The 26909-nt window shown below is 68.1% G+C and carries 28 protein-coding genes; 15 read left to right on the forward strand and 13 right to left on the reverse strand.

The window, feature by feature from the left end; genetic code table 11:
- Nucleotides 1–4 precede the first annotated feature (4 nt).
- On the reverse strand, nt 5–1060 hold the full coding sequence (locus ACWF7A_RS11200) for an acyltransferase family protein (protein ID WP_452250312.1): 1056 nt from the start codon (nt 1058–1060) through the stop codon (nt 5–7).
- A 228-nt stretch (nt 1061–1288) separates the two neighbouring features.
- Between ACWF7A_RS11200 and ACWF7A_RS11205 the strand changes: the two genes are divergently transcribed.
- Together ACWF7A_RS11205 and ACWF7A_RS11210 are read left to right on the forward strand one after the other, a co-directional pair.
- Nucleotides 1289–2455: a hypothetical protein gene (locus tag ACWF7A_RS11205; RefSeq protein ID WP_452250313.1), complete on the forward strand. Its 1167-nt coding sequence runs from the start codon at nt 1289–1291 to the stop codon at nt 2453–2455.
- 4 nt (nt 2456–2459) lie between these two features.
- Complete coding sequence (locus ACWF7A_RS11210; RefSeq protein WP_452250314.1) at nt 2460–3305, forward strand: class I SAM-dependent methyltransferase; 846 nt, start codon at nt 2460–2462, stop codon at nt 3303–3305.
- A gap of 70 nt (nt 3306–3375) precedes the next feature.
- On the opposite strand, the gene ACWF7A_RS11215 is transcribed toward ACWF7A_RS11210, so the two are convergent.
- The gene (locus ACWF7A_RS11215) at nt 3376–6576 is read right to left on the reverse strand and encodes a glycosyltransferase (RefSeq protein ID WP_452250315.1); all 3201 of its coding nucleotides are present in this window, start codon (nt 6574–6576) and stop codon (nt 3376–3378) included.
- Nucleotides 6577–7021: 445 nt separating this feature from the next.
- Here ACWF7A_RS11215 and ACWF7A_RS11220 point away from each other — a divergent pair, with 445 nt between their 5' ends.
- A complete protein-coding gene (locus tag ACWF7A_RS11220; protein ID WP_189156589.1) occupies nt 7022–7396 on the forward strand; it encodes a hypothetical protein in 375 nt (124 codons plus the stop codon).
- On the opposite strand, the gene ACWF7A_RS11225 is transcribed toward ACWF7A_RS11220, so the two are convergent.
- Together ACWF7A_RS11225 and ACWF7A_RS11230 are read right to left on the reverse strand one after the other, a co-directional pair.
- Nucleotides 7397–7585: a DUF397 domain-containing protein gene (locus tag ACWF7A_RS11225; RefSeq protein ID WP_452250316.1), complete on the reverse strand. Its 189-nt coding sequence runs from the start codon at nt 7583–7585 to the stop codon at nt 7397–7399. It abuts the gene before it with no gap.
- Between the two features lie 8 nt (nt 7586–7593).
- Nucleotides 7594–8406, reverse strand: a complete 813-nt coding sequence (locus tag ACWF7A_RS11230; RefSeq protein WP_452250317.1) for a helix-turn-helix domain-containing protein — start codon at nt 8404–8406, stop codon at nt 7594–7596.
- A 73-nt stretch (nt 8407–8479) separates the two neighbouring features.
- On the opposite strand from ACWF7A_RS11230, the gene ACWF7A_RS11235 reads away from it, so the two are divergent.
- From ACWF7A_RS11235 to ACWF7A_RS11245, 3 genes are all read left to right on the forward strand, one after another.
- Nucleotides 8480–8737, forward strand: a complete 258-nt coding sequence (locus ACWF7A_RS11235; RefSeq protein WP_452250318.1) for a hypothetical protein — start codon at nt 8480–8482, stop codon at nt 8735–8737.
- Between the two features lie 65 nt (nt 8738–8802).
- Complete coding sequence (locus ACWF7A_RS11240; protein WP_452250319.1) at nt 8803–9147, forward strand: hypothetical protein; 345 nt, start codon at nt 8803–8805, stop codon at nt 9145–9147.
- Nucleotides 9148–9232: 85 nt separating this feature from the next.
- Nucleotides 9233–9454, forward strand: a complete 222-nt coding sequence (locus ACWF7A_RS11245; protein WP_452250320.1) for a hypothetical protein — start codon at nt 9233–9235, stop codon at nt 9452–9454.
- Here ACWF7A_RS11245 and ACWF7A_RS11250 read toward each other — a convergent pair.
- On the reverse strand, nt 9436–11223 hold the full coding sequence (locus ACWF7A_RS11250; protein ID WP_452250321.1) for a gamma-glutamyltransferase family protein: 1788 nt from the start codon (nt 11221–11223) through the stop codon (nt 9436–9438). The genes ACWF7A_RS11245 and ACWF7A_RS11250 overlap by 19 nt on opposite strands.
- Nucleotides 11224–11553: 330 nt before the next feature.
- On the opposite strand from ACWF7A_RS11250, the gene ACWF7A_RS11255 reads away from it, so the two are divergent.
- Nucleotides 11554–12312, forward strand: coding sequence for an SDR family NAD(P)-dependent oxidoreductase (locus ACWF7A_RS11255; RefSeq protein ID WP_439662480.1), 759 nt, complete (start codon nt 11554–11556; stop codon nt 12310–12312).
- On the opposite strand, the gene ACWF7A_RS11260 is transcribed toward ACWF7A_RS11255, so the two are convergent.
- Nucleotides 12309–13952 carry a TM0106 family RecB-like putative nuclease gene (locus ACWF7A_RS11260; protein ID WP_452250322.1) on the reverse strand — a complete coding sequence of 548 codons (1644 nt, stop codon included), beginning with the start codon at nt 13950–13952 and terminating at the stop codon, nt 12309–12311. The genes ACWF7A_RS11255 and ACWF7A_RS11260 overlap by 4 nt on opposite strands.
- Nucleotides 13953–14035: 83 nt before the next feature.
- Between ACWF7A_RS11260 and ACWF7A_RS11265 the strand changes: the two genes are divergently transcribed.
- Nucleotides 14036–14470, forward strand: coding sequence for a DUF6474 family protein (locus ACWF7A_RS11265; RefSeq protein WP_452250323.1), 435 nt, complete (start codon nt 14036–14038; stop codon nt 14468–14470).
- Here the strand turns inward: ACWF7A_RS11265 and ACWF7A_RS11270 are convergent.
- Nucleotides 14448–16097 carry a BCCT family transporter gene (locus tag ACWF7A_RS11270; RefSeq protein WP_452250324.1) on the reverse strand — a complete coding sequence of 550 codons (1650 nt, stop codon included), beginning with the start codon at nt 16095–16097 and terminating at the stop codon, nt 14448–14450. The genes ACWF7A_RS11265 and ACWF7A_RS11270 overlap by 23 nt on opposite strands.
- A gap of 59 nt (nt 16098–16156) precedes the next feature.
- Between ACWF7A_RS11270 and ACWF7A_RS11275 the strand changes: the two genes are divergently transcribed.
- The 4 genes from ACWF7A_RS11275 to ACWF7A_RS11290 all read left to right on the forward strand — a co-directional run bounded on the left by ACWF7A_RS11275 (nt 16157) and on the right by ACWF7A_RS11290 (nt 18985).
- Nucleotides 16157–16672, forward strand: coding sequence for a hypothetical protein (locus tag ACWF7A_RS11275; protein ID WP_452250325.1), 516 nt, complete (start codon nt 16157–16159; stop codon nt 16670–16672).
- A gap of 71 nt (nt 16673–16743) precedes the next feature.
- Nucleotides 16744–17448, forward strand: a complete 705-nt coding sequence (locus ACWF7A_RS11280) for a YcnI family copper-binding membrane protein (protein WP_452250326.1) — start codon at nt 16744–16746, stop codon at nt 17446–17448.
- Nucleotides 17445–17969, forward strand: a complete 525-nt coding sequence (locus ACWF7A_RS11285; protein ID WP_452250327.1) for a copper resistance CopC family protein — start codon at nt 17445–17447, stop codon at nt 17967–17969. Before ACWF7A_RS11280 ends, ACWF7A_RS11285 begins: the two co-directional genes overlap by 4 nt.
- On the forward strand, nt 17966–18985 hold the full coding sequence (locus tag ACWF7A_RS11290; RefSeq protein ID WP_452250328.1) for a copper resistance D family protein: 1020 nt from the start codon (nt 17966–17968) through the stop codon (nt 18983–18985). Before ACWF7A_RS11285 ends, ACWF7A_RS11290 begins: the two co-directional genes overlap by 4 nt.
- On the opposite strand, the gene ACWF7A_RS11295 is transcribed toward ACWF7A_RS11290, so the two are convergent.
- Nucleotides 18978–19802, reverse strand: a complete 825-nt coding sequence (locus ACWF7A_RS11295) for a LysR family transcriptional regulator (protein ID WP_452250329.1) — start codon at nt 19800–19802, stop codon at nt 18978–18980. The genes ACWF7A_RS11290 and ACWF7A_RS11295 overlap by 8 nt on opposite strands.
- An 88-nt stretch (nt 19803–19890) precedes the next feature.
- Between ACWF7A_RS11295 and ACWF7A_RS11300 the strand changes: the two genes are divergently transcribed.
- Nucleotides 19891–20601 carry an SDR family oxidoreductase gene (locus ACWF7A_RS11300; protein WP_452250330.1) on the forward strand — a complete coding sequence of 237 codons (711 nt, stop codon included), beginning with the start codon at nt 19891–19893 and terminating at the stop codon, nt 20599–20601.
- Between the two features lie 90 nt (nt 20602–20691).
- Here the strand turns inward: ACWF7A_RS11300 and ACWF7A_RS11305 are convergent, their stop codons facing one another.
- Both ACWF7A_RS11305 and ACWF7A_RS11310 read right to left on the reverse strand, forming a co-directional pair.
- Nucleotides 20692–20973 carry a hypothetical protein gene (locus ACWF7A_RS11305; RefSeq protein WP_093596166.1) on the reverse strand — a complete coding sequence of 94 codons (282 nt, stop codon included), beginning with the start codon at nt 20971–20973 and terminating at the stop codon, nt 20692–20694.
- Between the two features lie 152 nt (nt 20974–21125).
- Nucleotides 21126–22508, reverse strand: a complete 1383-nt coding sequence (locus ACWF7A_RS11310; protein WP_452250331.1) for a helix-turn-helix domain-containing protein — start codon at nt 22506–22508, stop codon at nt 21126–21128.
- A 191-nt stretch (nt 22509–22699) separates the two neighbouring features.
- On the opposite strand from ACWF7A_RS11310, the gene ACWF7A_RS11315 reads away from it, so the two are divergent.
- On the forward strand, nt 22700–22990 hold the full coding sequence (locus ACWF7A_RS11315) for a hypothetical protein (protein WP_307790106.1): 291 nt from the start codon (nt 22700–22702) through the stop codon (nt 22988–22990).
- Between the two features lie 12 nt (nt 22991–23002).
- The gene (locus ACWF7A_RS11320; RefSeq protein ID WP_229905105.1) at nt 23003–23362 is read left to right on the forward strand and encodes a hypothetical protein; all 360 of its coding nucleotides are present in this window, start codon (nt 23003–23005) and stop codon (nt 23360–23362) included.
- 247 nt (nt 23363–23609) lie between these two features.
- Here ACWF7A_RS11320 and ACWF7A_RS11325 read toward each other — a convergent pair whose 3' ends face one another.
- From ACWF7A_RS11325 to ACWF7A_RS11335, 3 genes are read right to left on the reverse strand one after another with little or no spacing between them, the layout of a single operon-like run.
- Nucleotides 23610–24392: an SDR family NAD(P)-dependent oxidoreductase gene (locus tag ACWF7A_RS11325; RefSeq protein WP_452250332.1), complete on the reverse strand. Its 783-nt coding sequence runs from the start codon at nt 24390–24392 to the stop codon at nt 23610–23612.
- A complete protein-coding gene (locus tag ACWF7A_RS11330; protein WP_452250659.1) occupies nt 24392–25552 on the reverse strand; it encodes an MFS transporter in 1161 nt (386 codons plus the stop codon). The genes ACWF7A_RS11325 and ACWF7A_RS11330 overlap by 1 nt, the downstream gene beginning before the upstream one ends.
- 40 nt (nt 25553–25592) lie before the next feature.
- A complete protein-coding gene (locus ACWF7A_RS11335) occupies nt 25593–26840 on the reverse strand; it encodes a GH1 family beta-glucosidase (protein WP_452250333.1) in 1248 nt (415 codons plus the stop codon).
- Nucleotides 26841–26909 lie beyond the last annotated feature (69 nt).

A 26909-nucleotide genomic window follows, 5' to 3' on the forward strand; every position in this document is an offset into this window, starting at 1 on the left:
GAATCTACGGGGCCCGTACCACGTTGTGCATCACGACGGACGGTGTCGAGGCCGGCGTTGTGGCCGGCTTCGGCAGCAGGGAGCGCAGCTTCATCGTCGGCTTCTCCACCAGGTGCCACGACGCCAGGCCGGCCGCGTAGGCCAGCGGCACCGCGAGGAGCGCCAGCAGCCACTTGTCCCACACGCCCAGGTAGACGAGCACCTGCTGGATGAGGAACCCGTAGAGGTAGGTGCCGTACGAGCAGCTGAACCAGTCCTTGTCGCGCACGGCCAGTCGCTGTGGCCAGCGTGCGGCGAGGGTGAGGGCGGCGTACGCGATGGTGAGCGTCGTCAGGAAGTCGCCCACCGGGGTCGCGTTGATCACGAGCTGGACCACGACGAGCGCGATCGCCACCTTCGGTGACAACGGGATCCGGTCCCGGTAGGCGTAAAGGGTCACACCGAGCAGGAATGGCATCAGGAACTTGACCGTGGTCCCGAGCGACAGCTGCAGCCAGTACGGGGTGGCGTCGTCCGGGTTCACCGTCAGCCAGACGTTCAGCGCGACGAGGGCGACCAGCAGCACGATCGTCACGGAACGCCAGCGTTGGATCACTCCGACGACACCGAGAATCAGGACGACCGCGTATCCGACCAGCTCGATCGGCAACGTCCAGATCGAACCGTTCACCGAGTACGGGTACGGGTTGTAATCGAAGACACCGGGAAGCGTGTGCTGAAGGTTCAACACCGTCGCGTTGTTGAGCACATAGCCCCACGTCTTCGACGCGTCGAAGTAGTACGCCAGTGGCCAAGTCGTGACCAACGGACCAATGACGAGCGCGGCGATCATCGACATGACGATCAAGGGCGGCAGGATTCGCAGCAGCCGTTTGAACACGAAACGACCGATGGACGGGTCACTAGTCCACGAGCCCGCGATCTGATATCCGCTGAGCACGAAGAACGCGGTCAGACCCATGTGCGAGGGAACGAAGCTCCACCCCGGATACATGATCGACCGGCCGGTGAGCGGTGCGCTGTGGCAGAAAACGACCCACAACGCCGCGATGAGGCGCACCCAGGTGAACCCCTGCGTGAAGGTGCGACCGGGACGCGTGCGCTGCGTCCTTCCTCCAGTCGGCACATCAGAAACAGCCATACGTCCCCCCATCACTACGAGACGATAACTGCATCGGCGAACGATCAGGATCGATTCGCCAGAACAACTACCCTCAGCCCGAAGTCTCTGATGAGCAAGTGCGACAATGGCGCGGTTTCATGTTGGACGCGTCAGCAGGGGGCTACTGTGAGTTGGCAGGACGAGCTGCAGAAGCTCGACGCTGAGTTGGCGAGCGGCCGGGTGTCCGCTGACGAGTACCGGCAGCGCCGCGACGCGCTGTTGTCGGGCGACACCCGCGCACCGCAGGGCGGCAGTTTCTCGCCCCCTCCGCCACTGCAGTGGCAGGCGGTGCCACCGACGCCTCCGGCGCCGGCCACGTCGGAGAAGACCCAGTACATCCAGCCCGTCCAACCCGCCCCGGCGGCGCCGCAGCAGAACTCGGACAAGACCCAGGTCGTGTCCGTCAACGGTGGCGGCCAGGCGAACCCGAACCCGGACGCCACGCAGGTGGTCCCGAACAGCGGCGGCTTCCCCCAGCCGAACTACGGACAGCCGCAGCAGTTCTCCCAGGGCGGCTGGCAACAGCAGCAGGGTGGGTCGAGCGCACCACCTCCCCCGTGGGTGACTGGTGACGACTCCTTCTCGACGCCGTCGTGGAACCAAGGCCCCGAGGTCTTCGACTCCGCGGGCGGATCGTCCGGCAAGGGCAAGAAGATCGTCGGCATCGTGATCGTGGTCCTGCTCCTCGCAGGTATCGGTGTGGCCGGCTTCTTCTACTTCACCGGCAAGAAGGACAACGAGGCGCAGCCGCCGCCCGAACAGATCTCGACGCCGGCCACGCCGACGACGAAGCCGGTCCCGGACCCGCCCGCGCAGAAGCCCGACTCAGGCGCGACGGTCGACTCCATCTTCGGCCCGCTGCCCGGTACCGAGCGCGCCGGCGGCGGTCAGTTCGACCTGCCGAAGATGGCGGCGCAGAAGCTGATGGTGGGCAAGACGACCGAGGCGCTCGTCGCCGGCGGGATGACCGAGGCGACGCTCTCCACGTCGGTCAACGACAAGAACACCCTCAGCATCATGGCGATGGCGGTCACGGACCAGGCCGCCGCGAGCAAGTCGGTCGCCGCGTACCTCCAGGACCAGGCTGCGCTGAAGGAGAACAAGGACCTCTCGTACAAGGGCGTCAAGGTCGTCACCGACCCCGCCAAGAAGGTTCTGCGCGCCACTTACGTCTACTACAACAAGATGATCGTGGTCGAGGTCTTCACGTCCGACGCGGGTTCCGCTGCGGAGACCGAGTTCAAGGAGCTGCTGAAGAACCAGCTCGAGTTCGCTCCTCCGACGGTGAGGTGACCGGATGATCAACGCGTCGCACCCCAACGGCCACTTCTACTCGCCTGTGACAGACCCGGCCGAACTGGCCGTGCAGTCACATCGCCTGTGGCCGGCGAGGCCGCAGACGCTCGGCATCGACTTCAACGACGAGATGCACGAGCACGTCCTCACCGAGCTCTTCCCCAAGTACTTCGGGGCGTACGACTACCCCGAGGAACTGGAGGAGACGCCAGACCTCACCGACTTCTTCACGAAGAACTCGCAGTTCAGCTGGCTCGACAGCCGCAGTCTCTTCGTACTGCTGCGGCACTGGCGGCCCAAGCGGATGATCGAGGTCGGTTCAGGGTTCTCGTCGCTGCTCGTAGCTGACGTGAACCGGCGTTTCCTGGACAACTCGCTGAAGTTCACCTGCGTCGAGCCCTACCCGCGGGCGTTCCTCAACGACGGACTCGACGGCATCTCGCGCCTGATCCAGGCGAAGGTGCAGGACGTGCCGATGAGCGTCTTCGAGGAGCTCGAGGCGGGTGACATCCTGTTCATCGACTCGTCGCACGTGGCGAAGACCGGCAGCGACGTGAACCACCTCTACTTCGAGGTCATCCCGCGGCTGCGCCCCGGTGTGCGGATCCACATCCACGACATCTTCCTGCCGGCGGAGTACCCGCACGACTGGGTGATCACCGAGAACCGCAGCTGGAACGAGCAGTACCTGGTGCGCGCATTCCTCATGTACAACAAGGACTTCCGCGTCCTGTACGGCTCGGCGTACGCGCACCACCGCCACGAGAACCTGGTGGCGGACGCGCTGCAACTGCCGGGCCGCCGGTCCTTCGGCGGCGGCAGCCTCTGGCTCGAACGCGTTTCCTGATCCAGCACGGAGATCCAGCGCTACGAAGAAGGGCCCCGGGAAATCCCGGGGCCCTTCTTCGCTTCCTGTACTACTTGAGCAGACCTTCCAGCACCGTGCGGGCGACCTGCGGCCCGAACTGAGCGGCGATCTGTTCCTTGGCGGAACGGGAAAGCCGGTACCAGAGGTCGTCGTCGCGCATCAGCCGCACGATCGCCGCGGCGATCTCCTCCTCGCTGTCACCGACGAGCACGTCCTGCTCCGGCGTGAGGTGCATGCCTTCCAGCGCAAGGGTTGTACCCACGACGGGCACGCCCTCGCTGATGCTCTGGCCGATCTTCCCCTTCACGCCGGCGCCGTACCGCAGGGGCGCCACCGTCATCCTCGCCCGCGCGTAGATCGGGGCCAGGTCCTCGACGAACCCGATCACGTCGACACCCGCGTCCTCGTCGTGCAGGGCTTCGACTTCCGTCGTCGGGTTGGAACCGACGATGCGCAGCGTCGCGTCCGGGATCTCCTTGCGCACCAACGGCATGATGGACTTGGCGATCCACTGCGCCGCATCCCGGTTCGGCACGTGGTCGTACCCGCCGATGAACACGACGTCGGTGCGGCCGCCGATGGAGGTCGGCGCCCAGTCGACGGAGTGCACGTTGGACAGCACCCGCACGTCGGAGTCCGGCACCAGCTCGCGCAGCAACGCCTGCTCCGCCTCCGACACCACGAACGTCACGTCGGTCGCGCGCACCAGCCCGAGCTCGAGCTCACGCGTCGCGTTCGCCTTGCGGCGCAGACCGAACGCCGTCTCGGACTCGCCTTCGCGCTCGGCGAGCGCGGCCTGGCGTTCGAGCCGCAGGAAGTGCAGGTCGACCGTGTCGTAGGCGATGACGCACTGCGGTGCCCTCGTGCGCAGCTCCTCGAGCATGATCCACGCGACGTTCGGCCGGGACAGCAACGCGAACGACAGCTCGGAGGCCGCCTCGCGCATGAACTGCCACTGCCGCTCGTGCTGGGTCAGCACGGTGACACCGAGCTGGCGCAGCTCGTCGGTGTCGGGCTGGTGCTCGGCGAAGTTGGCGGGGAAGAACACGACCCGGCACCCGAGGCCGACCAGCTCCTCCAGCACCGCGCGCATCCGCACGGACCCGGAGTCCATCCTGGTGACCGGCACCTGGTGGTCCATCACCAGCACCAGCGGCCCACCGCGGTCGAACGGGTCGCGCTGGCGGGCGAGCCACAGGTTCGCCTCGCTCGGGCCCGGCAGCTGGCGGCTGAGCGCGTCAGCCCACTTCTCCGCGAACACCGTGCGGTTGAGCTCCTGGTGGCGCTTCACGCCACCGCTGACGTCCTTGCCGTGCGAGATGCCCTCGTGGTGCACGACGACCGCGTCCGGCTGCACGACCACACGGTGCCCGGACGCCCTGATCGCGAACGCGAGGTCGGTGTCCTCGTAGTAGGCGGGCGCGAACCGGGTGTCGAACCCGCCGATCCGCTCGAAGAGGTCGCGCCGGACCAGGATCGCCGCGCCCGAGCAGTAGTCGACGTCGCGCAGGACGTTGACGGCCTGGTCGTTCGGGTCGCCGTTGCGGCCGTAGTTCCACCCGGTCGCGTCGGACCAGATGATGCCGCCGGCCTCCTGCAACGTGCCGTCCGGGTAGACGAGCTTGGCGCCGACGAGACCGATCCGGTCGTCCGAGTTGATGGTGCCGACCAGCGCCTCCAGCCAGCCGTGCGTCACCTCGGTGTCGTTGTTCAGGAAGAGGATCAGCTCGGAACGCGCCTTCTCGGCGCCGAGGTTGCAGGCGCCGATGAACCCGAGGTTGCGCGGCGTGCGGACCAGCTGGACACCAGTGCACGCGGCGAGCTTCGCGGCGCTGTCGTCCGGTGAGGCGTCATCGACCACGATGACCTCGAACGGCACGTTGGAGCGCACGCTCTCGATGCTCAGCAGGCACTGACGCGTGTACGACCACTTGCCGTGCACCGGGATGATGATGCTGACCAGCGGCTTCTCGCTGGTGTGGACGGCGACGGGCGTCGTCGGGGCGACCGCCTTCGGCGCCACGGCGCCAGGCTGACGGCCCAGAGCCTTCTCGTAGCCGTCGCGCAACGTGCTGCCGCGCGGCGCCACCTTCTCGACGACGCTGCGGTACTTGCCGAGCGCACGTTGCACCAGTGCGTTCTGCTCGTCGACCTGCTCACGCAGCCGCTGTGCCTCGGCCTCGGCCCGCACTGCGCGCTGCTCGAGCGCGTTGGCCGAGTCCTGCATCCACTCGATGACGGCCGCCGAGCGGTCGGCGTTGCGCTGCGCCTGGTGCAGCTCGCTGGAGAGCCGCTCGCGTTCGACGTGCGAGCCCTGCACCGTCTCGAGCGCGTCCTGCACCGACTCGAGCGCTGCCAGTTTCTCCCGCTCCTCGGCCTGCCTGTGCCGCTCCAGGTTCTGGATCGCCGCCTTGAGCTGCTCGACCTCCGCGCGGCTGTCGTCGTACAGCTCGCGCAGCTGGCTCGTGGTGCGGCTGACCAGCGTCAGCGAGGGGTCGAGCATGACCGCGGCGGCGGGCAGCGCGGGCAGCTTGGCCTGCGAGGCCACCGCGAGCAGGTAGGTGTGCGGCAGACCCTTCTCGACGGACCACGTGTCCCCGTCGAGCCGTGCCGTGTGCCCGCTGACCGAACCCTTGGCCGGGCTGACCGCCGTGACGACCGAGCCGACGGCGACGTTCTGCCGGAACATCGCGACGTGGGCGAACTCCGCCTCGAGCAGCTCACCGAACTCGCGCTCGGTGAGCTCCTTGAGGTGGAACTCGTTGCAGTTGTGGTGCTGGTGGCTGTAGATCTCGGTGTCCGGCGTGCTGATCAGCAGCAGACCGCCGGGTGCGAGCCGCGCGCGGACCAGCTCCATCAGCCCCGCGTGGTCCGTGACGTGCTCGATCGCCTCGAAGCAGGTGATCACGTCGAACTGACCGGCGTCGGCCAGCACCGACGGGTCGGTGATGGACCCGACGACGAACCGCAGCGTGGCGCCGCCGTAGTTGACCTGCGCGTGCTCCACCGACGACTCGTCGATGTCGACACCGACGACCTCAGCGGCGACACCGGCGAGCATGGCCGAGCCGTAGCCCTCACCGCTGGCGAGGTCGAGCACCCGCTTGCCGGCGACGAGGTCTCGCGCGAGCGCGTAGCGGTGGTAGTGCTCGTACACCACCTGAGTGTCGTCGGTCCAGGGCACGCAACGCTCCCCGGTCCACTCGATCCGGCGGTCCAACTCCATGTACTTGTCTCCAGCGCTGGTCATCGGCAGGTGCTGCGCGACAGGGCGAACGCGCGTTCGTCGTGAGTGGGGGGTGACCGGGCACCCGAGCCGCTGCTCCGAGGAGAAGGCGGAGTCCACGCCTGGAGATTCTGCCCGACCGCGCGTTCACGGCGTGGCGGGTACGTACAACCTTCCGGCGGTGCTACACGTCTATGTGTGTAGGTCACCGACCCGGAGGCGACACATGTTGATCACCGTGACATTAGTCACATTAGGCGGTTTGGCGTTCTTGGTGCGAACCGTGACGGTCCTCCTGGCCGTTTCCTCATCCAAGAAGGCCAACGATTACCCTGCGCCACAAGCGTCCGCCAATTGAGATACTCGTTCGGAGTACGTCTTACGGCGGAACGTTGACTTAACGTACGATCCTTTCGGGTCGTATGACTGATCAGTCACCCGAAGGGGACCTCACAGGGGTAGGTGCGCCATGGACCACGCACTGAACAAGGTCATCGAGCTGCGCGAGAGTGGCTTTCAGTTCCTCCATCTGAGGGACGACGCCGGGCAGCTCGACCGAATCATGGCGTTCAAGCAGCGCAGAGGCTTCATCGACTCGATCCTGTTCTGGTCGGAGACAGAGGCGCGCGCGGGACGACTTCCCGCGGTACGCGACTCGGCTCGTCCGGCCCAGGCCGTGTGGATCTACGAAGGCCCGTTGGTCGAGGCCGTGGACAGGCTGCTGGACCTGCCTGAACCCGGCTCGCGCAACGCTCCCACGCTGATGAAGGCGACGGCCTCGGATCTGGCTGTCGTGACGACGCTGCCGTTCAAGCTGAAGTTGCCTCCGGGCGCGATCGCCTAGCTACTTCTCTTCGAAGTCGCCGCGCTTGATGGCGCCCACGAACGCTGCCCAGCCGGGCGCGGCGACCTCGGAGTTCGTGCTGCTCTTGGAGTCGCGCACACGCGCGACTGAGCCGTTCAGCGCAATCTCGACACAGTTGCCGTTTCCGCCGTTGTTGCTGCGGCTGCTCTTGCGCCACACAGCAGACACTTGGATCCCTACCTCTCGGCAGCCAGCCTCTCGATCCACACGGCGGACTCTTCGGGGGTCAACGCCAGCTTCGAGAGGTGCTTGAAGGCAAGGGTAGTGGCCTTCACCCGGTTCTGGTCCTCGATGTGCATCGAGCCGCCGGCGTGCTCGACGTAGAGGACCTTGGGATCTCCTGCGTACGGAAACTCCAGCAAAGTGAACGGGCCGTTGTGTCCGTCGTGCAGTCCGGCTGTGTCCAATACGACCTGAATCGTGACGTTCGGTAGCAGGCCGACCTGGTTGATGTGGAGAAGTTGATCTCGGTCGGCATGCCGGAGGGCGGACTCGGCGATGATCGCGTGGTAGAGCACGGGGTTGTCACCGACCAGCCGCTCCTGCCTGCGCACACGAACGGCGATTTGGTTGTCGACCCACTTCCTGGACCGTTGAGTGCGAGCACCGGCGAACACCGCACGCATGTATCCCCTGGACTGCACCATGCCCGGCAGATAGCTCGACTGGAACTCCCTGATCGCCGATGCGTCGTGTTCCAGGCTGATGTAGCCCTGGTCTTCGAGGCGGTACTGCTTCCACCACCCCTTCTCCTTGGCCAACTCCCACATCTCGAGGAATGGCTCTTCCTCGTCACCGATGACGCCGTACAGATCGAGCATCGCGCGCAACGCGTGGACGTCCGGCACCTGGCCGTTCTCGATGCGACTGAGCTTCGGAACGTTGTAGTCGATCCGGTCGGCCGCTTCACGCTGACTCAACCCGGATCGTTCGCGCAGCAGTTTCAACGCCTCGCCGAGGCGCCTTTGCCGGAACGTGGGTTCAGCCACGGCCCAAACGTTACGGGCGAGATCCGGAAAATGAGATTCTCACTCGCCGGGTGCGGTGAGGAACGTCCTGGTCATGGACCACCTCCACCGCATCGAGTACCACCGCCGGCGGCCCGACGGCGCGCTGGTGCTGGAGCACACCGAAGAGGTCGTCGACCACGGTTGGTACATAAGTAAAGGCGATGACTGGCGCCGCCGGTACACGGTGGAATGCGCCCACGACTTCATGTCCCGGGCCGGAACGAGACCGGGCACGTACGCGATATCCGTGTGGCGGCAGGGCTTCCGCGTGTGCACCGTCGGAATCGAGTGGCGTCCCTCCAAAGGATGAAGAATGTCCCTCGCCTGAGTTACGCAGCTTGATGTAGAGGCCCTGAACACGACACGTTCGCGCCTATGAACCTCAGGAAGACCGTCACGGGGGCCGCTGTTGCCCTCGGCAGCGCCACCGTCATGCTCGGCCTGGGTGGGATCGCACACGCGGACACCGGGTCCGCCGCCGTTCACACCACGCCCGACCTCGGTGGTCAGCTGGGCGAGATCGCCAAGGCCGGTGACCTCGCTTCCGTGAACACCGCCGACGCCGCGGGCAAGATCCAGGCCATCAACGCGCAGGACGTGGACGTCAACGCGCTCGTCGAGAACGTCGACGCGGGCGCGACCGGCCTTCCGGCCTCGACGCTGCTCGGCCTGAACGAGCCGAACGGCGTGCCGACCGGCGCCGCGTCCGTCGACATCTGATCTGACTGACCTTCCTGGCCGGGGCGGCGCCCGATTCCCTCCCCCTCGAATCGGGCGCCGTTCCACTTTTGAGGAGCGGAACGCGTTGGGCTTCAAGAAGATCGTCGCTTCCGCCGGCATCGCCGCGGGTGCCCTCGCCGCCATGGCCGGTACCGCGAGCGCCGCGCCTCAGGTGCCCGACGCCGTAGGCAAGATCAGCGAGCTCGGTGACAGCGCCGGGGTCAGCACGCTGCACGACTTCGGCGGGAACGTCGAGATGATCCACGACGGCCGCCACGTCATCGGCGGTCAGCGGCCCGCCGCGTAGCCCTGCGCGCCTCGTGGGTTCGCGCCGGCGCGCAGGAGTCCGTCGGCGGCATCCCTCGCCACGGCCGACATCCGGCCCAGCGTCCACTCGCCGGCGTCCACGACCTGGTGGCCCCGCGAGCGCAGCTCTTCCAGGACGTCCGCGCCGACTCGCGACTCGATGACGAGCTCTCCCGGCGTCCAGGCCCTCGGGTAGAACGAGCTCGGGAACGCGTTCGAGTGCCACATCGGCGAGTCGATCGCCTCCTGCAGGTTCAGGCCCGCCTGGTGCGCCAGCCAGAAGCCGAGCTGCCACTGGTCCTGCTGGTCGCCGCCGGGCGTGCCGAACGCGAGTGCGGGCCGGCCGTCGCGCAACGCCATCGACGGCGACAGGGTGATCCGCGGGCGCTTGCCGGGGGCCAGTGAGTTCGGCAGTCCCTTGTCCAGCCAGAACATCTGGGCGCGGCTGCCCAGGCAGAAGCCGAGCGACGGGATCGTCGGCGACGACTGCAGCCAGCCGCCGGACGGGGTCGCGGAGACCATGTTGCCCCAGCGGTCCACGACGTCCACGTGCACGGTGTCGCCGCGCGTCACGCCGGAGCGTTCCACGGTCGGTTCGCCGATCGCGCCCGTCGGGTCGGTCACCAGAGCCGAAGGGCCGCTGATGACGTGCTGGGGCAGCAACGGTTCGCGGCCGTCCGGTGAGCCCGGGCGAAGTTCCAACGAGGCCTCGGACGAGATCAGCGCACGGCGTTCGGTGGCGTAGGCGCGCGACAGCAGGGTCTCCAGCGGCACGTCCGGGACGTCGCCGTACCAGGCCTCGCGGTCGGCGAACGCGAGCTTCGCGGCCTCGACGGCGAGGTGCACGGTCTCCGCGGTGGGCTTGCCATCCACATAGGACAGGTCGTAGCCCTCCAGCAACCGGAGCTGTTGCGCCAGCACGGGTCCCTGCGTCCAGCCACCGGTCTTCACCAGCGACCACTCGCCGAAGTCCGCGACGAGCGCGTCCTCGTAGGAGGCCTCCCACGACGCCATGTCGGCACCGGTCAGCACGCCCGCGTGGTCACGGCCCGAGTCGTCGCGGAACGACGAACGGCAGAACTCGTCGATCTGCGCGGCCACGAACCCCTGCGACCAGGCACGGCGTGCGGCCTCGATCTGCGCCTCGCGGTCGGCACCGGCGGCCTCGGCGGCGGCCAGCAGCCACTCCCAGGTGTCGGCGAGCTTGGGGTTGCGGAAGCGGGCTCCGGGGGCCGGCAGAAGGCCGTCGGGCATCCACTGCGCGGCGGAGGACGGCCAGTGGTCGCGGAAGAGGTCCGAGACGAGGCCGATCGTGTGCGCGGCACGTTCGACGAGCGGGAAGCCGTCGCGGGCGTACCCGATCGCCCGGTCCAGCACCTCACGCAGCGTCTTGGTGCCGTGGTCGCGCAGCAGCGTGAGCCAGCCGTCCCACGCGCCCGGCACCGTCGCGGCCAGCAGACCGCTGCCGGGGATCAGCGAGAGTCCCAGGTCCGCGTAGTGCTCGATCGACGCTCCGGCGGGCGCCACGCCCTGCCCGCAGAGCACCTGGGGGGCCGCTCCGGCGGCCGAGAAGATGATCGGCACCTCGCCGCCGGGGCCGTTGAGGTGCGGTTCCACGACCTGCAGCACGAAGCCGGCGGTCACGGCGGCGTCGAAGGCGTTGCCGCCGTCCTCCAGCACCGCCATGGCCGACGCGGAGGCCAGCCAGTGGGTCGAAGCGACCATGCCGAAGGTGCCGACGAGTTCGGGGCGCGTGGTGAACACACCCATAAAGGTACGCGAGGCTAACTATATTGCGTGACTCCAAGTGACGTATGCCCCAGGCCCGAACGGAGCAGACCCTGAGACCCGTACGACTTTGGTCGTAGCGGACGGTGACAGATGTCCTACCAGAGGTCTACCGACGCGGCCGATGTTTCGAAACTTCGCAGACGGCACAGTTCTACACATGGGAATTCTGGGTGTCGCGACGATCTTCATCGGCCTCGCGCTCGTGGCAGCGGTGCCGTTGGTGGCCCTGCTCCACTGGACCGACCGTTGAGTTCGAGGTAACGAGCGTTAACCTCCTCGCGAGCAGTTCGCTTCGAGGAGGATGAAGGCATGGAGATCTCGGGTACCGCGGCCATCGTCACCGGTGGCGCGTCCGGCCTCGGCGGCGCCACGGCACGTGCGCTCGCGGCGCGTGGAGCGCAGGTGTTCGCACTCGACCTGCCCAGCGCCATCGCGAACGCCGACGCGATCGAGAACGTCACCTACCTGGCCGCCGACGTGACCTCGGGCGAAGAGGTCCAGGCCGCCGTCGACACCGCGGCCGGCTCCGGCGCCCCGCTGCGCATCACGGTGAACTGCGCGGGCATCGGCCCGTCGTCCCGCACCGTCGGCAAGTCCGGCCCGCACGACCTCGACCTCTACCGCAAGATCATCGAGGTCAACCTCATCGGCACGTTCAACGTGCTGCGCCTGGCCGCCGCGGCCATGGGCAAGACCGAGGAGCTCGAGCACGGCGCGCGCGGCGTCATCATCAACACCGCGTCGATCGCCGCGTTCGACGGCCAGATCGGCCAGGTCGCCTACGCCTCGTCCAAGGGCGGCGTCGTCGGCATGACCCTCCCGGCCGCCCGCGACCTGAGCAACGTGGGCATCCGCGTGCTCACGATCGCGCCCGGCATCGTCGACACCCCGATGCTCGCCACGGTCTCGGACGAGTTCCGCGCGGGCCTCGCCGCCGGCATCCCGTTCCCGAAGCGCCTGGCCCAGCCGTCGGAGTACGCGCAGCTCGCGCTCTCGATCATCGAGCACGACTACCTGAACGCGGAGGTCATCCGCATGGACGGCGCCCTCCGCATGGCTCCGCGCTAGAGGTCTCCCGCGAAGGGCAGACGGGTCATGGCGTCCGAGGTCATCCACTCGCGCAGGCGATGGGTGGCCCGGACGTCGTCCTCGTTGTACTCCAGCAGCCGCTGCCGCTGAGCCACGTCGAGCTCGTCGCCGTTCATCCCGACCGCGGACCGGTACCAGCGCATGGAGTTCTCGCCGCCCGCCTCCGGGTCGCGCCACGAGAACCCGGCGGCCGGCGCGATGACCTTCAGGCCCTTGCCGTGCGCGCACAGGAACTGCTCGCGGACGATGCCGAACAGGTCGACCCACGAGTCCGAGTTGATGAACTCCTTGATCTGGGCGATCGTCGGGATCCCCGGCTTGCCCGCGAACCGTTCCGCCGACGCCAGCAGCCAGCGGTTCTCCGCGAGCTCGTTGTAGCAGTAGGCGCGGAACGACAGGCCGCGTGCCTTGGCGCGCAACCGGATGCCCGTCAGCCAGGTCCAGAACTCGGCGAACGACCGGGCCTCGTCGTCGCACGGCAGCGCGTCCCACGTGACGAAGGCGCGGTAGCCGTGCTCCTCGTCGATGTCCTTTCCGGACAGCAGGCAGCCCCACATGTACGCGCCCAGGTCGCCGAAGCTCTCCATGTCGACGTCGACCTCGACGTCCGCGCGCGGCACGTTCATCTCGGGCACGCGGCGCACGAGCGTCAGGTCGCGCAGCCACGCCCGCGCCAGCACCACGGCGTCGCCGAACGGCATGCCGACGAGCTGGATCGGGCCGGTCTCCCTCGGGTCCAGCTCGGCCAGCTTGTCCACAGTGGACAGGCCGATCTTGCGCAACGCGACCGCGTCCTCGCCGCGCACGACGAGGCTGACGTCCCTGCCCTGCTTGAGGTCGCTGTCGCACTTCGGCCACCACGGGCACGTCTTGCAGTCGACGATCCGGGACGGCCGCGCGAGCGGTTCCTTCTCGTTCGCCGCCGCCAGCGCCACGGACAGGCGGTCGCTGAACCTCGCGTCGTACTCCGCCAGCGCGTTGCGGCCGCCCGGCCACGTCGGCGCCTCCAGGTCGTGCCACAGCACCACGTCGGCGTCCATGCCGATCACGCCGCCGGTGGCCCGTCCGTTGCGCGCGTAGCCGGCGGCCTGCAGCTGCCGCTGCGCGTGGGCGAGCCGCAGCTGGTCGCGGGGCTGGGGCCGGACCTTGCGGTGCGGGTCCGTGCGGCTGCCGTCGGGCAGCGGGATGCTCAGCGGGCTCGTCTTCGCGCCCTGGCCGGGGTCGGTGATCTTGTGCCGGACCACCAGCACCGGCACGTAGCCGGTGGAGTCCTTGACCAGCAGGTCGATTCCGCCACGACGGCCGCCGCGCGGGTCGCGCGGCAGTGCGGCGCCCCAGATGTACGGCGTGCCCATCTCCATCGCGGCGAGCGTCACGCGTTCGCGGTCCGCGCTGCGCACGTCCGGTCCGCTCGGCACTTCGAAGAGGTTCGAGCCGACGATTCTGCCGAGCGCGTCCGCCACCGCGCGACGATGGTTCGCCGCGTCCGCTTTCCGTTGCTCCGAAGCCGGATCCGGCGCCGCCTTGGGAGCGTCGCGCATCTCCGGATCGTTTTCGAGGTGCACCCGCCGCCGACAACGAGTGACCACGCCGGCGTCTAGCTGCACCTGGGAAGTCACAGGGTGCAGGGTATGTCGCGCGTCGGGGAGATGTGTCGGCAACCTGGGCAGTAAGTTTCACGTGACGGAGGAGGTGTACCCGAATGGCGCGCAAAGCGAAGGGCGGCTTCACGGCCGGCAGGGCGAAGAACCTGGTCGGAGTCGCGAAGGTGGTGGCCCCCGCGCTCATTCCGGTGCTGGCCCCGGTGATCGCCCGCGGAGCTGGGGTTTTGAGCGAGCAGTACGACCGGTACCGCGCGCGCAGGCTCGGCATCGACGTCGCGGACATCGGCAGGTACTCCGGATACGGCGCCCGGTTGCACGCTCGAATTGTCGGCTTTTCGGACTCGCTCGAGACATTGCGGGCGACAGATTCCGATTGGGTTTCGAAGACCGAGGCACGGCTCTCACAGTTGCTCGCCGCCGTTCGTGCTTCCGAACGCATGCCGACGGCCCGGCGCAAAGCAGCGCACCGGGCCGTCGGAACTGATCTGGACGTGCTGGAGCAGGAGTTGCTCAGGCGTTTGAACGTTCGCTGACGTTCGGCACCTTGCCGGTCACCTCGGCAACGGCCTTGACCGCCGCCTCCTCGACCACCTGACCGGGGTCGAGGTGCGCGGTGACCTCCTCCATCACCTCGGCGACGCGTTCCTCGCGCCTGATCATCGGGTCGGAGCGCAGGTCCTTGGCCAGCGAGACGCACAGCCCGATCATCACGACCATGAACGGCAGCGCCGCGATGATCGTCAGGTTCTGCAGGCCCGTCAGCGCGTTCGACCCGCCGACGAGCAGCATGACCGCGGCGACGGCACCGGTCAGCACGCCCCAGAAGACCACCACCGGTTTCTTGGGCTGGATCGAGCCCTCCTGGGAGAGCGTTCCCATGACGATCGACGCCGCGTCCGCGCCGGACACGAAGAAGATCGCCACCAGGATCATCACGACGACGCTGGCCACCGCGGCGAGCGGGAACTGGTCGAGCAACGTGAAGAGCTGCGACTCCGGCGTCGACTGACCCGCGATGTCCGCGCCGCCCCGCTGCTCGAAGATCGCCGTGCCACCGAGGATCGCGAACCACACCAGCGACACCGCGGACGGCACCAGGATCACGCCGGTCACGAACTGCTTGATCGTGCGGCCGCGCGAGATGCGGGCGATGAACATGCCGACGAACGGCGTCCACGAGATCCACCAGGCCCAGTAGAAGATCGTCCAGCCGGACAGCCAGGTCTCGGTCACGTCGCCACCGGACGCGGCGGTGCGGCCCGCCATCGTCGCGAGCTCGCGGAAGTAGTCACCGAGTGCCGTGGGCAGCAGGTTCAGGATGAAGATCGTCGGGCCGACCACGAACAGGAACAGCGCCAGCACCACGGCCAGCACCATGTTGATGTTCGACAGCCACTGGATGCCCTTGGCGACTCCCGACACGGCGGACGCGACGAAGGCCACGGTCAGGATCGCGATGATCGCGACCAGCACACCCTTGCCGACGTCACCGGCCCAGCCGGCCGCCTCCAGCCCGCTCCCGATCTGCAGGGCGCCGAGACCGAGGGAGGCGGCCGAGCCGAACAGGGTCGCGAAGATCGCCATCACGTCGATCACACGACCCCAGCCGCTGGCAGCCCGCTTGCCCAGCAGGGGGGCGAAGGCGGAGCTGATCAGCGAAGAACGTCCACGGCGGAAGCTGCTGTACGCGATGGCGATGCCGACGATGGCGTAGATCGCCCACGGGTGCAGCGTCCAGTGGAAGAGCGTGGTGGCCATCGCCGTCTCCAACGGGTCCCCGTCGGTGCCGGGCGGCGGCTTCACGAAGTGGGTCAGCGGCTCGTTGACGCCGTAGAACATGAGCCCGATGCCCATGCCGGCGCTGAACATCATGGCGACCCACGAGACCGTCTTGAACTCGGGTTTCTCGTCGTCCTGACCGAGCGGGATCTTGCCGTAGCGGCTGAACGCGAGCCACAGCGCGAAGACCACGAAGCCAGTGGCGGAGAGCACGAAGGCCCATCCCAGATGCTGGATGATCCATCCCAGCGCCGCCTTCGAGGCGGAGGCCAAACTCTCTGTGCCGACGATTCCCCAGGTCACGAACGCAAGCGTGAGACCTGCGGCAACGCCGAACACGACCCGGTCGGTACGGCCCGGCTTGTCGCATTGAACGGTCATGCGTCCCCGCATACCCACTGGTAGACCGGCGCAAACTCCTCCGATTACCCTCAAGCCTCGTGAGCACACGGACGAGTGAGTTGCGCACCCTTCGCGGTGCCGCACTCGCGCTGACGTCCGCCGCGCTCACGATCACCGCCCACGGGCTGGGCGGCGGCGAGATCAGCGAGTTCCTCCACGCGGCGCCACTGGTGGTGCTGATCGCGTTCGCGGCAGCGTCTCTCGCGGACAAGCGCACGGGGAAGCTCTCGGTCATCGCCGGGCTCGGCACGGCACAGCTCGCCCAGCACCTGTTGCTGACGTGGGTCAACCACGAGCACAACAACACGCTGAACTGGCAGATGTTCCTGGCGCACCTCGTCGCCGCGACGCTGACCGGCATCCTGCTGTTCCACGCCGAGAACGCCCTGTTCAGGCTGATCGCCGCCGTCACCCGCCTGATCCCCCGCAGGCTCACGCCGCTGCCGGTCACGACCCCGGTGCGGACGTTCACCAGCACGCCGTACGTCCGGAACGCGCACCAGCTGGACCTGACGCGTGCGAATCGGCGGCGCGGCCCGCCCTGTGACTCCTGATCATCCGTATCCCCTTGCAAGCCCCCTTTGGCATCAGGAGCCACAACTTCATGTCGACAAATCGATTTGGCGTGCGCACGCTCGCCGTTCTCGCCGTTGCCGGTATCGCCGTGCTCGGCACCCCGACCATCGCGTCGGCCCACGTCAGCGCCCAGCCCGCGGAGTTCACCCAGGGCGGCCGCGCCACCTTCGCGTTCCGCGTCCCGAACGAGCGCGACAACGCCGGCACCACCAAGATCGAGGTGACGCTGCCGCAGGACACGCCGCTCACCTCGGTGCGCACCAAGCCCCTCGCCGGCTGGAAGGCCGAGGCCGTCAAGGGCAAGCTCGACAAGCCCGTGACGATCGCCGGCAAGGAGGTCACGGAGGCGTTCAAGACGATCACCTGGACCGCCGAGCCCGGTGTGAAGATCAACGTCAACGAGTACCAGGAGTTCTTCGTCGCCATCGGCACCCTGCCCGAGGGCAAGGACAAGCTGGAGCTCCCGACCAAGCAGACCTACGACAACGGCGAGGTCGTCGACTGGGCACAGGCCACCGGCTCGGACGGCAAGGAGCCGGAGCACCCGGCCCCCGCGCTGAAGCTCGCCCCGAAGGCCGCCGGTGCGGACGACCACGGCCACGGCGCGACCAACGCCGGCACGGACACGCACGAGGCGTCCGCCGGCGGTTCCGACCAGACTGCCCGCTACCTCGGTGGCGCGGGTCTGGTCATCGGCGCGCTCGGCCTCGGCTTCGGTGTCGGCGCGATCCTCCGTTCGAGGCGCAAGGCATGAAGCGTGCGCTAATCGCGTTCCTGTTCGCCGGTGCGGCCGTGCTCGCCACGGCCGCCCCCGCGGCGGCGCACAACGCGCTGATCGGCAGCGACCCGAAGGACAAGGCCTCGCTGGAGGTCGGCCCGTCGAGCATCACGCTGACGTTCGACCAGGACGTCCAGGGTGGTCAGGGCATCAACGCCATCTCGGTCACCGACTCGAGCGGCGGCCACTACGAGGTCGCGGGCGACCCGACGATCAAGGACACGGCGGTCTCGCAGAAGGTCGACGCCCTCGGCAAGGCCGGCGAGTACAAGATCGGCTACCGCATCCTGTCCGCGGACGGGCACCCCGTGTCCGGTGAGCTGACGTTCACCCTCACCAAGGACGGCACCGGCACGCCCCGCCAGGGCGAGGTCAGCAACCTCAAGGATCAGCCGTCGGACGGCCTGCCCATCTGGGTCTGGATCGTCGGCGCCGTCGTGCTGCTCGGCGGAGGCGTGTTCTTCGCCCTGCGCGGCGGCGGAGGCTCGAAGGCATGAGCGACGTCCGGACCGCCGCCCCCACCCACTACCGCGTGCTCGCCGGACTGGTGTTCGGCGCACTCGGTGGCATCGCGCTCGGCCTCGTGCTGGCACCACCCGTCGTGGTCGCCGGGGTCGTCGACGCGGGGGCGGCGGTCCGGTACGGCCTTCCGGTCACCAGGGTCCTGCTCGACGTCTCGGCGACGATCGTCGTCGGGCTGTCGATCCTGCCGAAGCTGCTCGGCTTCGACCGGCCCACGCACACCGAACCCGTCATGCGCATCGCCCGGCCGGCCGCGGTCATCGCCGCCGCCGTCTGGGTGGTCACCGCACTGACGGCCATCGTCCTGCAGGCCGCCGAGCTGCGGCCGGGCAGCAACGTCAGCGTCGCCAACGCCCTCGACTACATCGGGTCCGTCGGCGCCGGCAAGGGCCTGCTGTTCAGCGCGGCCTGCGCGTTCGTCTACCTGATCGTCGGCGTGATGGCCGTGCGCAGCGGTGAGTCCGTGCCCGCTGAGCTGCGCATTCTCATCTCGATGTTCGGGCTGCTGCCGATCCCGGTGACCGGGCACGCCTCCAACTGGAAGTACCACGACTACTCGATGGTCTCCATGGAGCTGCACGTGCTGGGCGCCGCGGCCTGGACCGGTGGGCTCGGCGCGTTGATGGCGCTGGTCGCCTACCGCAAGGGACTGCTGGCGATCGCGCTGCCGAAGTTCTCCCGGATCGCGACCGTCTGCCTGGTCGTCGTCGCGGTGACGGGCCTATTCAACGGGTTGCTGGAGCTGGTCCTCAACCCCGTCGTGCCGTTCCCGCAGTCGCTGTTCACGACCGGCTACGGCCTGCTGTTCCTGGGCAAGACCGTCTGCACGGGGCTGATCGCGGTGCTCGGCGCGCACATCCGGTGGCGGCTGCTGCCGAAGATCTCCCAGCACAAGGTCACCGCGATCGTCCAGTGGGCGATCCTCGAGGTGACCGTCATGGGCGTCGCGTTCGGGCTCGCCGTCGTGCTGAGCCGCGCTCCGGTCAGCTGAACCCCGTCGCCACCCCGACCAGGTCGGCAACGGCACGTGACCTGCTGTGCGGCGGCCATGCGATCACCGTCGTCACCTTCGGCGCATCGACCACCGGCACTGCGACCAGGCCTTCGAGCAGGCCGGTGCGGACAACCTCCGGCATGACCGCGACGGCCCGGCCGAGCGAGATCATCTGGAACAGCTGCGTCAGGTCGTGCACCTCCACGCCGGGGCCGGGGAGGTAGGTGCCGTCGGGCTCCGGCCAACGCGCGAGCTCCGGCAGGTCGACGTCGGCCATCCTCAGCTGGGCCGCACCGGCCAGTGGGTGCGAGGTCGGCAGGATCGCGAACTGGTTCTCGACGCGCAGAGCCTCGACGTCGAGACCCGCGGTCGAGTCGAACGGCTCGTGCAGGAGCGCCACGTCGGCCCGGCCGTCGAGCAGCGGTTGCGCGGTGTGGGCCTTGCACAGCAGCAGGTCGACGGCGACCGCACCGGGTTCGGCGGCGTAGGCGTCGAGCAGCTTCGCCAGCAGCTCGCTGGAACCACCCGCCTTGGCGGCCAGCACCAGCGACGGCCGGTCGACGGTCCTGGTGCGCCTCTCCGCCGCGGCCACCGCGCCGAGGATCACCCTGGCCTCGGCCAGCAGCACGGCGCCCGCGGCGGTGAGCGAGACCTTGCGGCTGGTGCGGGTCAGCAACGCGACGCCGAGCCGGTGTTCGAGCTGGGCGATCGTCCGGGACAGCGGCGGCTGCGCGATGCCGAGGCGGTCTGCAGCGCGGCCGAAGTGCAGTTCTTCGGCGACCGCGACGAAGTACCGAAGCTCTCGGGTCTCCACACCGCCCACGCTATCGATACCGGCCGGGTATCGCTGCCACACCGAAGCGGTGTTGGTCTCGAGCGGGCACCGGACCACGATCAAATGCATGAGCGAACAGACGATTGCGCTGGTCACCGGCGCGAACAAGGGCATCGGCTACGAGATCGCGGCGGGTCTCGGAATGACCGTCGGGGTCGGCGCGAGGGATGCCCGGCGCGGCGAGGAGGCCGTGGCGAAACTGCGCGCGAACGGCGTCGACGCGTTTGTGGTGCCGCTGGACGTGACCGACGACGAGAGCGTCCGGGCGGCGGTGACGCTGTTCGAGGAACGGTTCGGCCGCCTCGACGTGCTGGTCAACAACGCGGCCATCGCCGGGGCGTGGCCCGCGGCGCCGTCCTCCGCCACACCGGAGAGCCTGCGGGAGGTGCTGGAGACGAACGTGATCGGCGTCGTCCGCGTCACCAACGCGATGCTGCCGCTGCTGGCCCGGTCCGCATGGCCGCGGATCGTCAACCAGTCGAGCCACCTCGCGTCACTGACGCTGCAGACGACTCCAGAGGTGGACTTCGGCGAGGTCAACGGCACCTACACGCCGGCGAAGACGTTCCTGAACGCGCTGACCGTCCAGTACGCGAAGGAGCTGACGAACATCAAGGTCAACGCCGTCTGCCCCGGTTACGTGGCGACCGACCTCAACGGGTTCCAGGGAACGAGCACTCCCGCGGACGGTGCGAAGGCCGCGATCAGGCTGGCGAAGCTGCCCGACGACGGTCCTACCGGCGGTCTGTTCGACGACACCGGGACCGTGCCCTGGTGAGGGCCGGACACATGTTCAACGTGAAACATCCATGACTTCGCCGGACTCGGCGAGTGGTCCGATCGGCGCGACGAGCTGCCCACGAAAGGACTAGTCGGTGATCAGTCGCGCCGAAGATTCTTCGCGCATCCGCGCCAGCCGGTTCATCGTCCGCTGACCGCGACGGTCCAGCTCACGGCTGTCGATCCAGCCGTTGGCGTAGTAGCGGTAGTCCTGAGCCAACGCCACGAGCTCGGCCAGGTAGTCGGCGGACCGGCGCCGGCGCTCCTCGTCGAAACCCGCGAGCAGCGGTAGCTGGGTGTCCACCACCTCGTCGAGCAACTGCGCGGACCGCAGCGCTCTCCTGGAACGCCACCTCCGAGTAAGGCTCACGCGCCGCACCTCGTCCTTCGCCCCGACCTGCCGCACCTTAGGCGTGGATTTCTCGCCCGTCGATGCTGCATTCGTGTGCGAAGGTCCTGGCGTTACCGGTTCGTGTCCCACACCATCCAAAAGTGGTGCTATAGGACCCAAACGAGATTGGCTCAGGCGGCCGACTCGGCGCCGGTGAACCGCGCGACGCGGTCGGCGAGCTCGCGGGCCTCGGGGTTGTTGCGGCGCTTGTCGGCCTCCTGGCGAAGGGGCTCCATGCGCTGCTTCGTACGCACCGACTTGAGGCTTTCCGACAGGTCAACGGCCTGGCGACCGATCTTGGCGCCGTGGTCGATGTCGCCCTCGAGCAGGTGGTTGATCGCCATCGAGGTCAGGTTGAACGAGCGGCTGCGGGCGTACTCGTCACCGAAGTTGTTGATCGCCTTGGACAGCGCGGGGATCGCGGTCCTCGTGTACTTGGCGTCGACCGTCTGGGCCAGCTCCGTGTGCACCGTGCCGATCATCGACGAGAGGTCGATCTCGTTGAAGAACTTGGCCCAGGCGGGGGCCTCGGCGACGTTCGCACGGGAGAACTCGTCACGCGCGCGGCCGAGCAGCTTGAGCGCCTGCTCGTCGGAGCCCATCTTCGCGTAGGCCCAGGCCTCGTTCGCGCACAGGATGCCCACAGCCAGCTCGGAACCGGAGTTCTGCGCGGCCAGCTGACCCAGCTGGAACACCTTCAGCGCGTCGTCCGGGGCGTTCTGGTGCAAGTAGACGCGGCCCATGCGGTACAGGATGTTCGCCATCAGGGCCTCGTTCTCGCCCTGCTTGGCGAGGTCGAGCGCCTGGCCGAAGTGGTTGCGGGCGGAGTCCATCAGGCCCGTGTCGAACGACGTCCAGCCGGCGAGGTTGTGCAGGTCCGCCAGGGCGACGAAGAGTCGCTGGCGCACGATGTCCGTCGAGCTCGCACCCAGCATCTGCTGTCCCCAGGACAGCTGGGCGACCACCGCGTCGCGGCAGGAACCGCCGCCGTACTGGTAGTCCAGGGCACGCAACGCGCGAGTGGCCGCTTCGACCTGGCGCACATCGGTCATGCCGATGCGTCCCGGAGCCGGAGTCTGTGTGGGGTGTGAAACCCACGACCCGGAGTCCGCTCCGAACACGGCCGCGCCCACTGTCACGGCGGCGGCGTGCGCGAGGAACTTCCGACGCTTCACCGACTCGTCCTCCTCAGGATGGGGTGAGTCCGCGGTCGCGGCCACCCGTACTGCCGTTGTCTCGTCGTAGGCGAGACCCATGTATCCACGTGGGACACCCAAGCCGATGGCGATCCTGGTCAGAACGTCGTAGGCCATGACCTGACGTCCCTTGAGGATCTCCGAGACTTCGGACTGCGACTGCCCAGTGAGCGCCGCGATCTGGCGCTGGGACACGCCGTGCCTTCGGAGCAGCCGGTAGACCGAGCTGATCTCTCGTCGGGCAAGTGCGTCCCGCATCTCCTGGTGGTCCCACACGTCGGTGGGGATAGGAGAGCCCTGGGAACTCATGGTGTTCATCGCGCACCCTCACAGTCCGTTGGGCGTCATCGGCAGACTAGGGGCAGGTCCCCGAGCCCGAGAAGTCCTCTTCGGCGGAGCTGATCGGCTCTACCGAACACCGCTTACCGCTCACCGTAAGACTTCCACCGGTGGGCGCTGTGACGTCCCGTTCCGGCATGAATCATCGCAATCTAGATTCCGGTAAGCGAGTGAGCACGGAGAGGAACGACCTAATAGTGGACAGCTCCTCCTCAGGCTCCACCTCCATTGTGGAGACGGGTGACACCGAATCCACATGGCGCGGCATGACCGGGCAACGTCGGACGTGGCAGATCAGCTGCGGCGACGTGGTCGACCGGGACCGCCAGCTCACCGTGAAGGTCGTTCAGGGCCAAGTGGTCCTGGTAGGCCCTCCCGGGGAGACGGCAGTCTTGTCCCACGACCAGCTCGTACAGCTCAGGGCTGCGCTACGCGAAGCCGCCGACCAGGCGGAAAGGTGACGGTGACGTTCAATGGACGCGATCCTCGGACAGGTTCTTCGCAACGCTGTGTGGGAACGCCTCGACCTGCTCACTGAGCTGGCGAGCCGCGCGGACGCCCCGTCCCTCCTGTCGGTGGCTCGATCCGAGCTCCCTCGGCTGACCGAGGGATGGCGTGCACTTCTGGCAGCGCACGAGCCGGACGAGAAGGGCAACTGCCCCGAATGTTCCGGCCGCTGGCGCCAGACGAAGTCACCTTGCTCGGTGTGGCGCGCCGCGTACGAACACCTGGTCGCGGGCGGACTCGCCCCGCGCCCGGCTCGCCATCTGCGCGAGGCCCCGGTGACTCCTCCTGTCACCCGGTCCCGCCGCGCGGTGGCTCGAGCCCACTAACGGGCGTTTGCGACTGACCTGGCGTCCCCCCGACACGACCAGGTCTGCAAACCGCCTACTGACCGGTGGCTCGCGATGTGCGAACCCCCGACCGCGACATCGCGAGCCCCGGTCAGCTTTACAACTCCACAGATTCCCGCGGGCCGGTGACGTGCACCTACCCTCCCCGACCGTTGTCGGCCCGCGGTCACCAACCACGGCCCTTGTCTGCACCTCCCGCGCAGGCAGGGGCCGTTTTCATGCGCTTTCAGCGGTGGGTGCCGGTCTTCCAGGCGAGGTAGCTCGTCAGTCCGGGGAAGAGCCGGCCGGAGATCTCGAACGCCTTGAGCTGCCACGGGAACAGGTGCTCTGCACGTTCCTTCTCGACGGCGTCGACGATCGCCTTCGCGCACTGCGCCGGCGTGACCGTGGGGATCATCAGCCGGGCGATGCCCGGGATCCGCTCCTCGGCACCGGGGTTGTTGGTGAAGTACTCGCTGCTCACCTTGCCGGGGATGACCTCGGAGACACCGATGCCGGTCCCCCGCAGGTCCGTGCGCAGTGACGCGGTCAGTCCCCTGAGCGCCCACCGCGACGACTGGTAGCCCACGCAGCCGGGGATCGGCAGCCGGGACACCGGCGAGTTCACGGTGACGATCCAGCCGGAACCGCGCGTGCGCATGGCGCCCAGGTACTCCCTGGTCAGCAACAACGCCGCCAGGTACGGCACCGCGGTCATCGTGACCAGCTCTTCCGGCTCGGTCTCGTCGAGGAACAGCCAGCGGCCGACCCCCGCGTTGTTGACCAGCACGTCCGGTGCCGGAACCTCCTCGGCGAGCGCGCGGATCTGCGCGGCATCCGCGAGATCGGCCTGGTGAGCGGTCGCCGAGCCGCCGAACTCGGTGATCCGCTTGACCTGCAGATCGAGCAGTTCGGCGCTGCGGGCCACAAGGTGGACGTGCGCACCATGTGCCGCGAACCTGAACGCGGCCTCCGCGCCGATGCCCTGGGACGCTCCCGTGACCAGAACCTTCTTGCCCTCGACCTGCATCAGACCACCGATCGCACTCGACTCATCAACGCCGCCGCCAGCGTCGTCGCCAACGCCGACACCGCGAACAGCCCGCGGTACCCGCCCAGGTTCGCGAGGATCAACGCCGTCAGCAAGGGGGCGATGACCTGCGGTAACGCGTTGGCCACGTTCAGCACGCCCAGGTCCTTGGCACGGTCGGACGCGGCCGGCAGCACCTGCGTGAGCAGTGCGATCGCGACGGCCCAGTACGTGCCGAAGCCGACGCCGAGCAGCGGGGCGGCGACCAGCGCGGCCTCCCACGTGGGCCAGGCGACGAGCAGCAGCGCCGCGATCGCCATGACCGCGGCCGCGAGGTACACGTACGGCTTTCGACGGCCAGAACGATCACTCCGTGCGCCGAACAGCACCGCTCCTGCGGCGAGCGCCACCCCGTAGAGCGCCATCAACACCAGCAGACCGTCCTCCGGGGACGGGTGGTGGACGACGTCGCCGAGGAAGTAGAGGAGGTAGAGGGTGCCGAAGGCGTTGCCGAGGTTGATCATCAGGTGGCCGAGCCAAGCCCAGGCGAAGTCGGGGTGCTCGCGCGGCGAGATCCAGAACGTCGGCTTCACGGGCTTCGCGACGAGCTGCGTGTCGGGCGTGCGCCACACGAAGAAGAGGGCACCCACGATGACGATCGCCGCGCACGCCAGGTAACCGGCGGTCAGACCGCTGACCAGCAACGTCACCACGACCGCGCCCAGCACCGTGCCGAGCATCTGGCTGATGCCGATGAGCCCGCCGACCTGCGCCCGTTGCTCGACGGGGACCCGGTCCGGCACCGCGGAGGTCAGCGCGGCGAGCATGCCGCCGATCCCCGCCTGCACCAGGCACCAGCCGATGGTCATGACGACGACGGACGGCGCGGTGGCGAGCACGGCGAGTCCGGCGGCACCGATCACGGCGCCGCCCAGCGTCCACGGGTGGCGGCGGCCGAACCGCGAGGTCGTGCGGTCGGACAGGAACCCGATCAACGGCACGACCAGCAACGACACCAGGCCGCCGAAGCCGGTGACGATGCCGAACACCAGCTCCTTGTTGGCCTTGCTCAGCAGCTCGGCCTGCTGCGGGAGCAGCACCTGGATCGGCGCGTAGATCGCGAGCCACAGCCCGAGGTTCGCGAGGAACAGCCAGGTCATCCAGCCGCGGCGAACCCGCACCACCGGCTCGGCGAGGGCTTCACTCACCGCTGATCACCTTTCTGTACCAGTGGAACGAGTCGCGCGGCGTGCGGACCTGCGTCTCGTAGTCGACCTGGACGAGGCCGAACCGCTGCGAATATCCGGCCTCCCACTCGAAGTTGTCGAGCAGCGACCACACGAAGTACCCGGAGACGTCGGCCGCCTGGGCGGCCTTGAGGTGTCCGTCGAGGTAGGCGATCCGTTCGGCGTCCTGCAGCCCGTCGGGGAAGCTGCACCCGCTCTCGGTGACGTGGACCGGCGGCAGGTCAGGATGCCGCTCGCGCAACGTCGTGATCATCTCGGTGAGCCCGGCCGGCACGATCGGCCAGCCGAAGCCGGTGCGCTCGTACTCGTCGATCTCCGCCAGTTCGAACGGCAGCGGGTTGCCCTCGGACGGCGCCCTGAGCCGCGTCGGGTTGTAGTAGTTCACGCCGTAGAAGTCGAGCGGCTGGTGGATCGTGGCCAGGTCACCATCGGCAATAGGCAGGAGATCGGCGACTGCGTCGGGATATCGGCCCGACAGCATGGGGTCCGCGTAGATCCAGTTGTGGATTTCGCTGTACGCCTCGGCGGCTGCTACGTCGTTCGGCCCAACCGGCCACGCGGGGGTGTGGTTGTTCGCCGTGCCAACCGCTTGCGCGCCAGCCGAACGGAGCACCTCGACCGCACGGCCGTGGGCGAGGTTCAGGTGGTGGGCGGTCGGCAACGCGTCGAAGAGCAGCGTCTTGCCGGGAGCGTGCTCACCGATCGCATAGCCCTGCAACGTCACCATCGCCGGTTCGTTGACTGGGATCCACATCTTCACGCGGTCGGCTAGCCGGTCCGCGACCAGCGCCGTGTAGTCGGCGAACCGGTCGGCGATGTCCCGGTTCAGCCAGCCGCCCTCCGCTTCCAGCGCCACGGGGGTGTCCCAGTGGTACAACGTCACCACCGGGTGGATACCGATATCGACGAGCGCGTCGACCAGGCGGTCGTAGAAGTCGAGTCCCTCGGCGTTGACAGGTCCTTTGCCGGACGGCTGGATGCGCGGCCACGCGATCGAGAACCGATACGCGTTCACGCCGAGCTGCGTCATGAGCGCAACGTCCTCACGCCACCGGTGGTAGTGGTCGCACGCAACGGAAGCGTTCTGGTTCTCGTGTACTGGAGAGAACTCATCCCACACGGAGGGCCCACGGCCGCCAGCGTCGAACGCGCCCTCGATCTGGAACGCGGACGTCGACACTCCCCACAGGAAGTCGCTCATCGATCCTCCAAATGTGAAACTTGTTCGGATCGTAGGCGTGTTGACAGGTTCAGGGAAGTGAAAGAGCCG

Source organism: Lentzea sp. NPDC055074 (assembly GCF_053608005.1).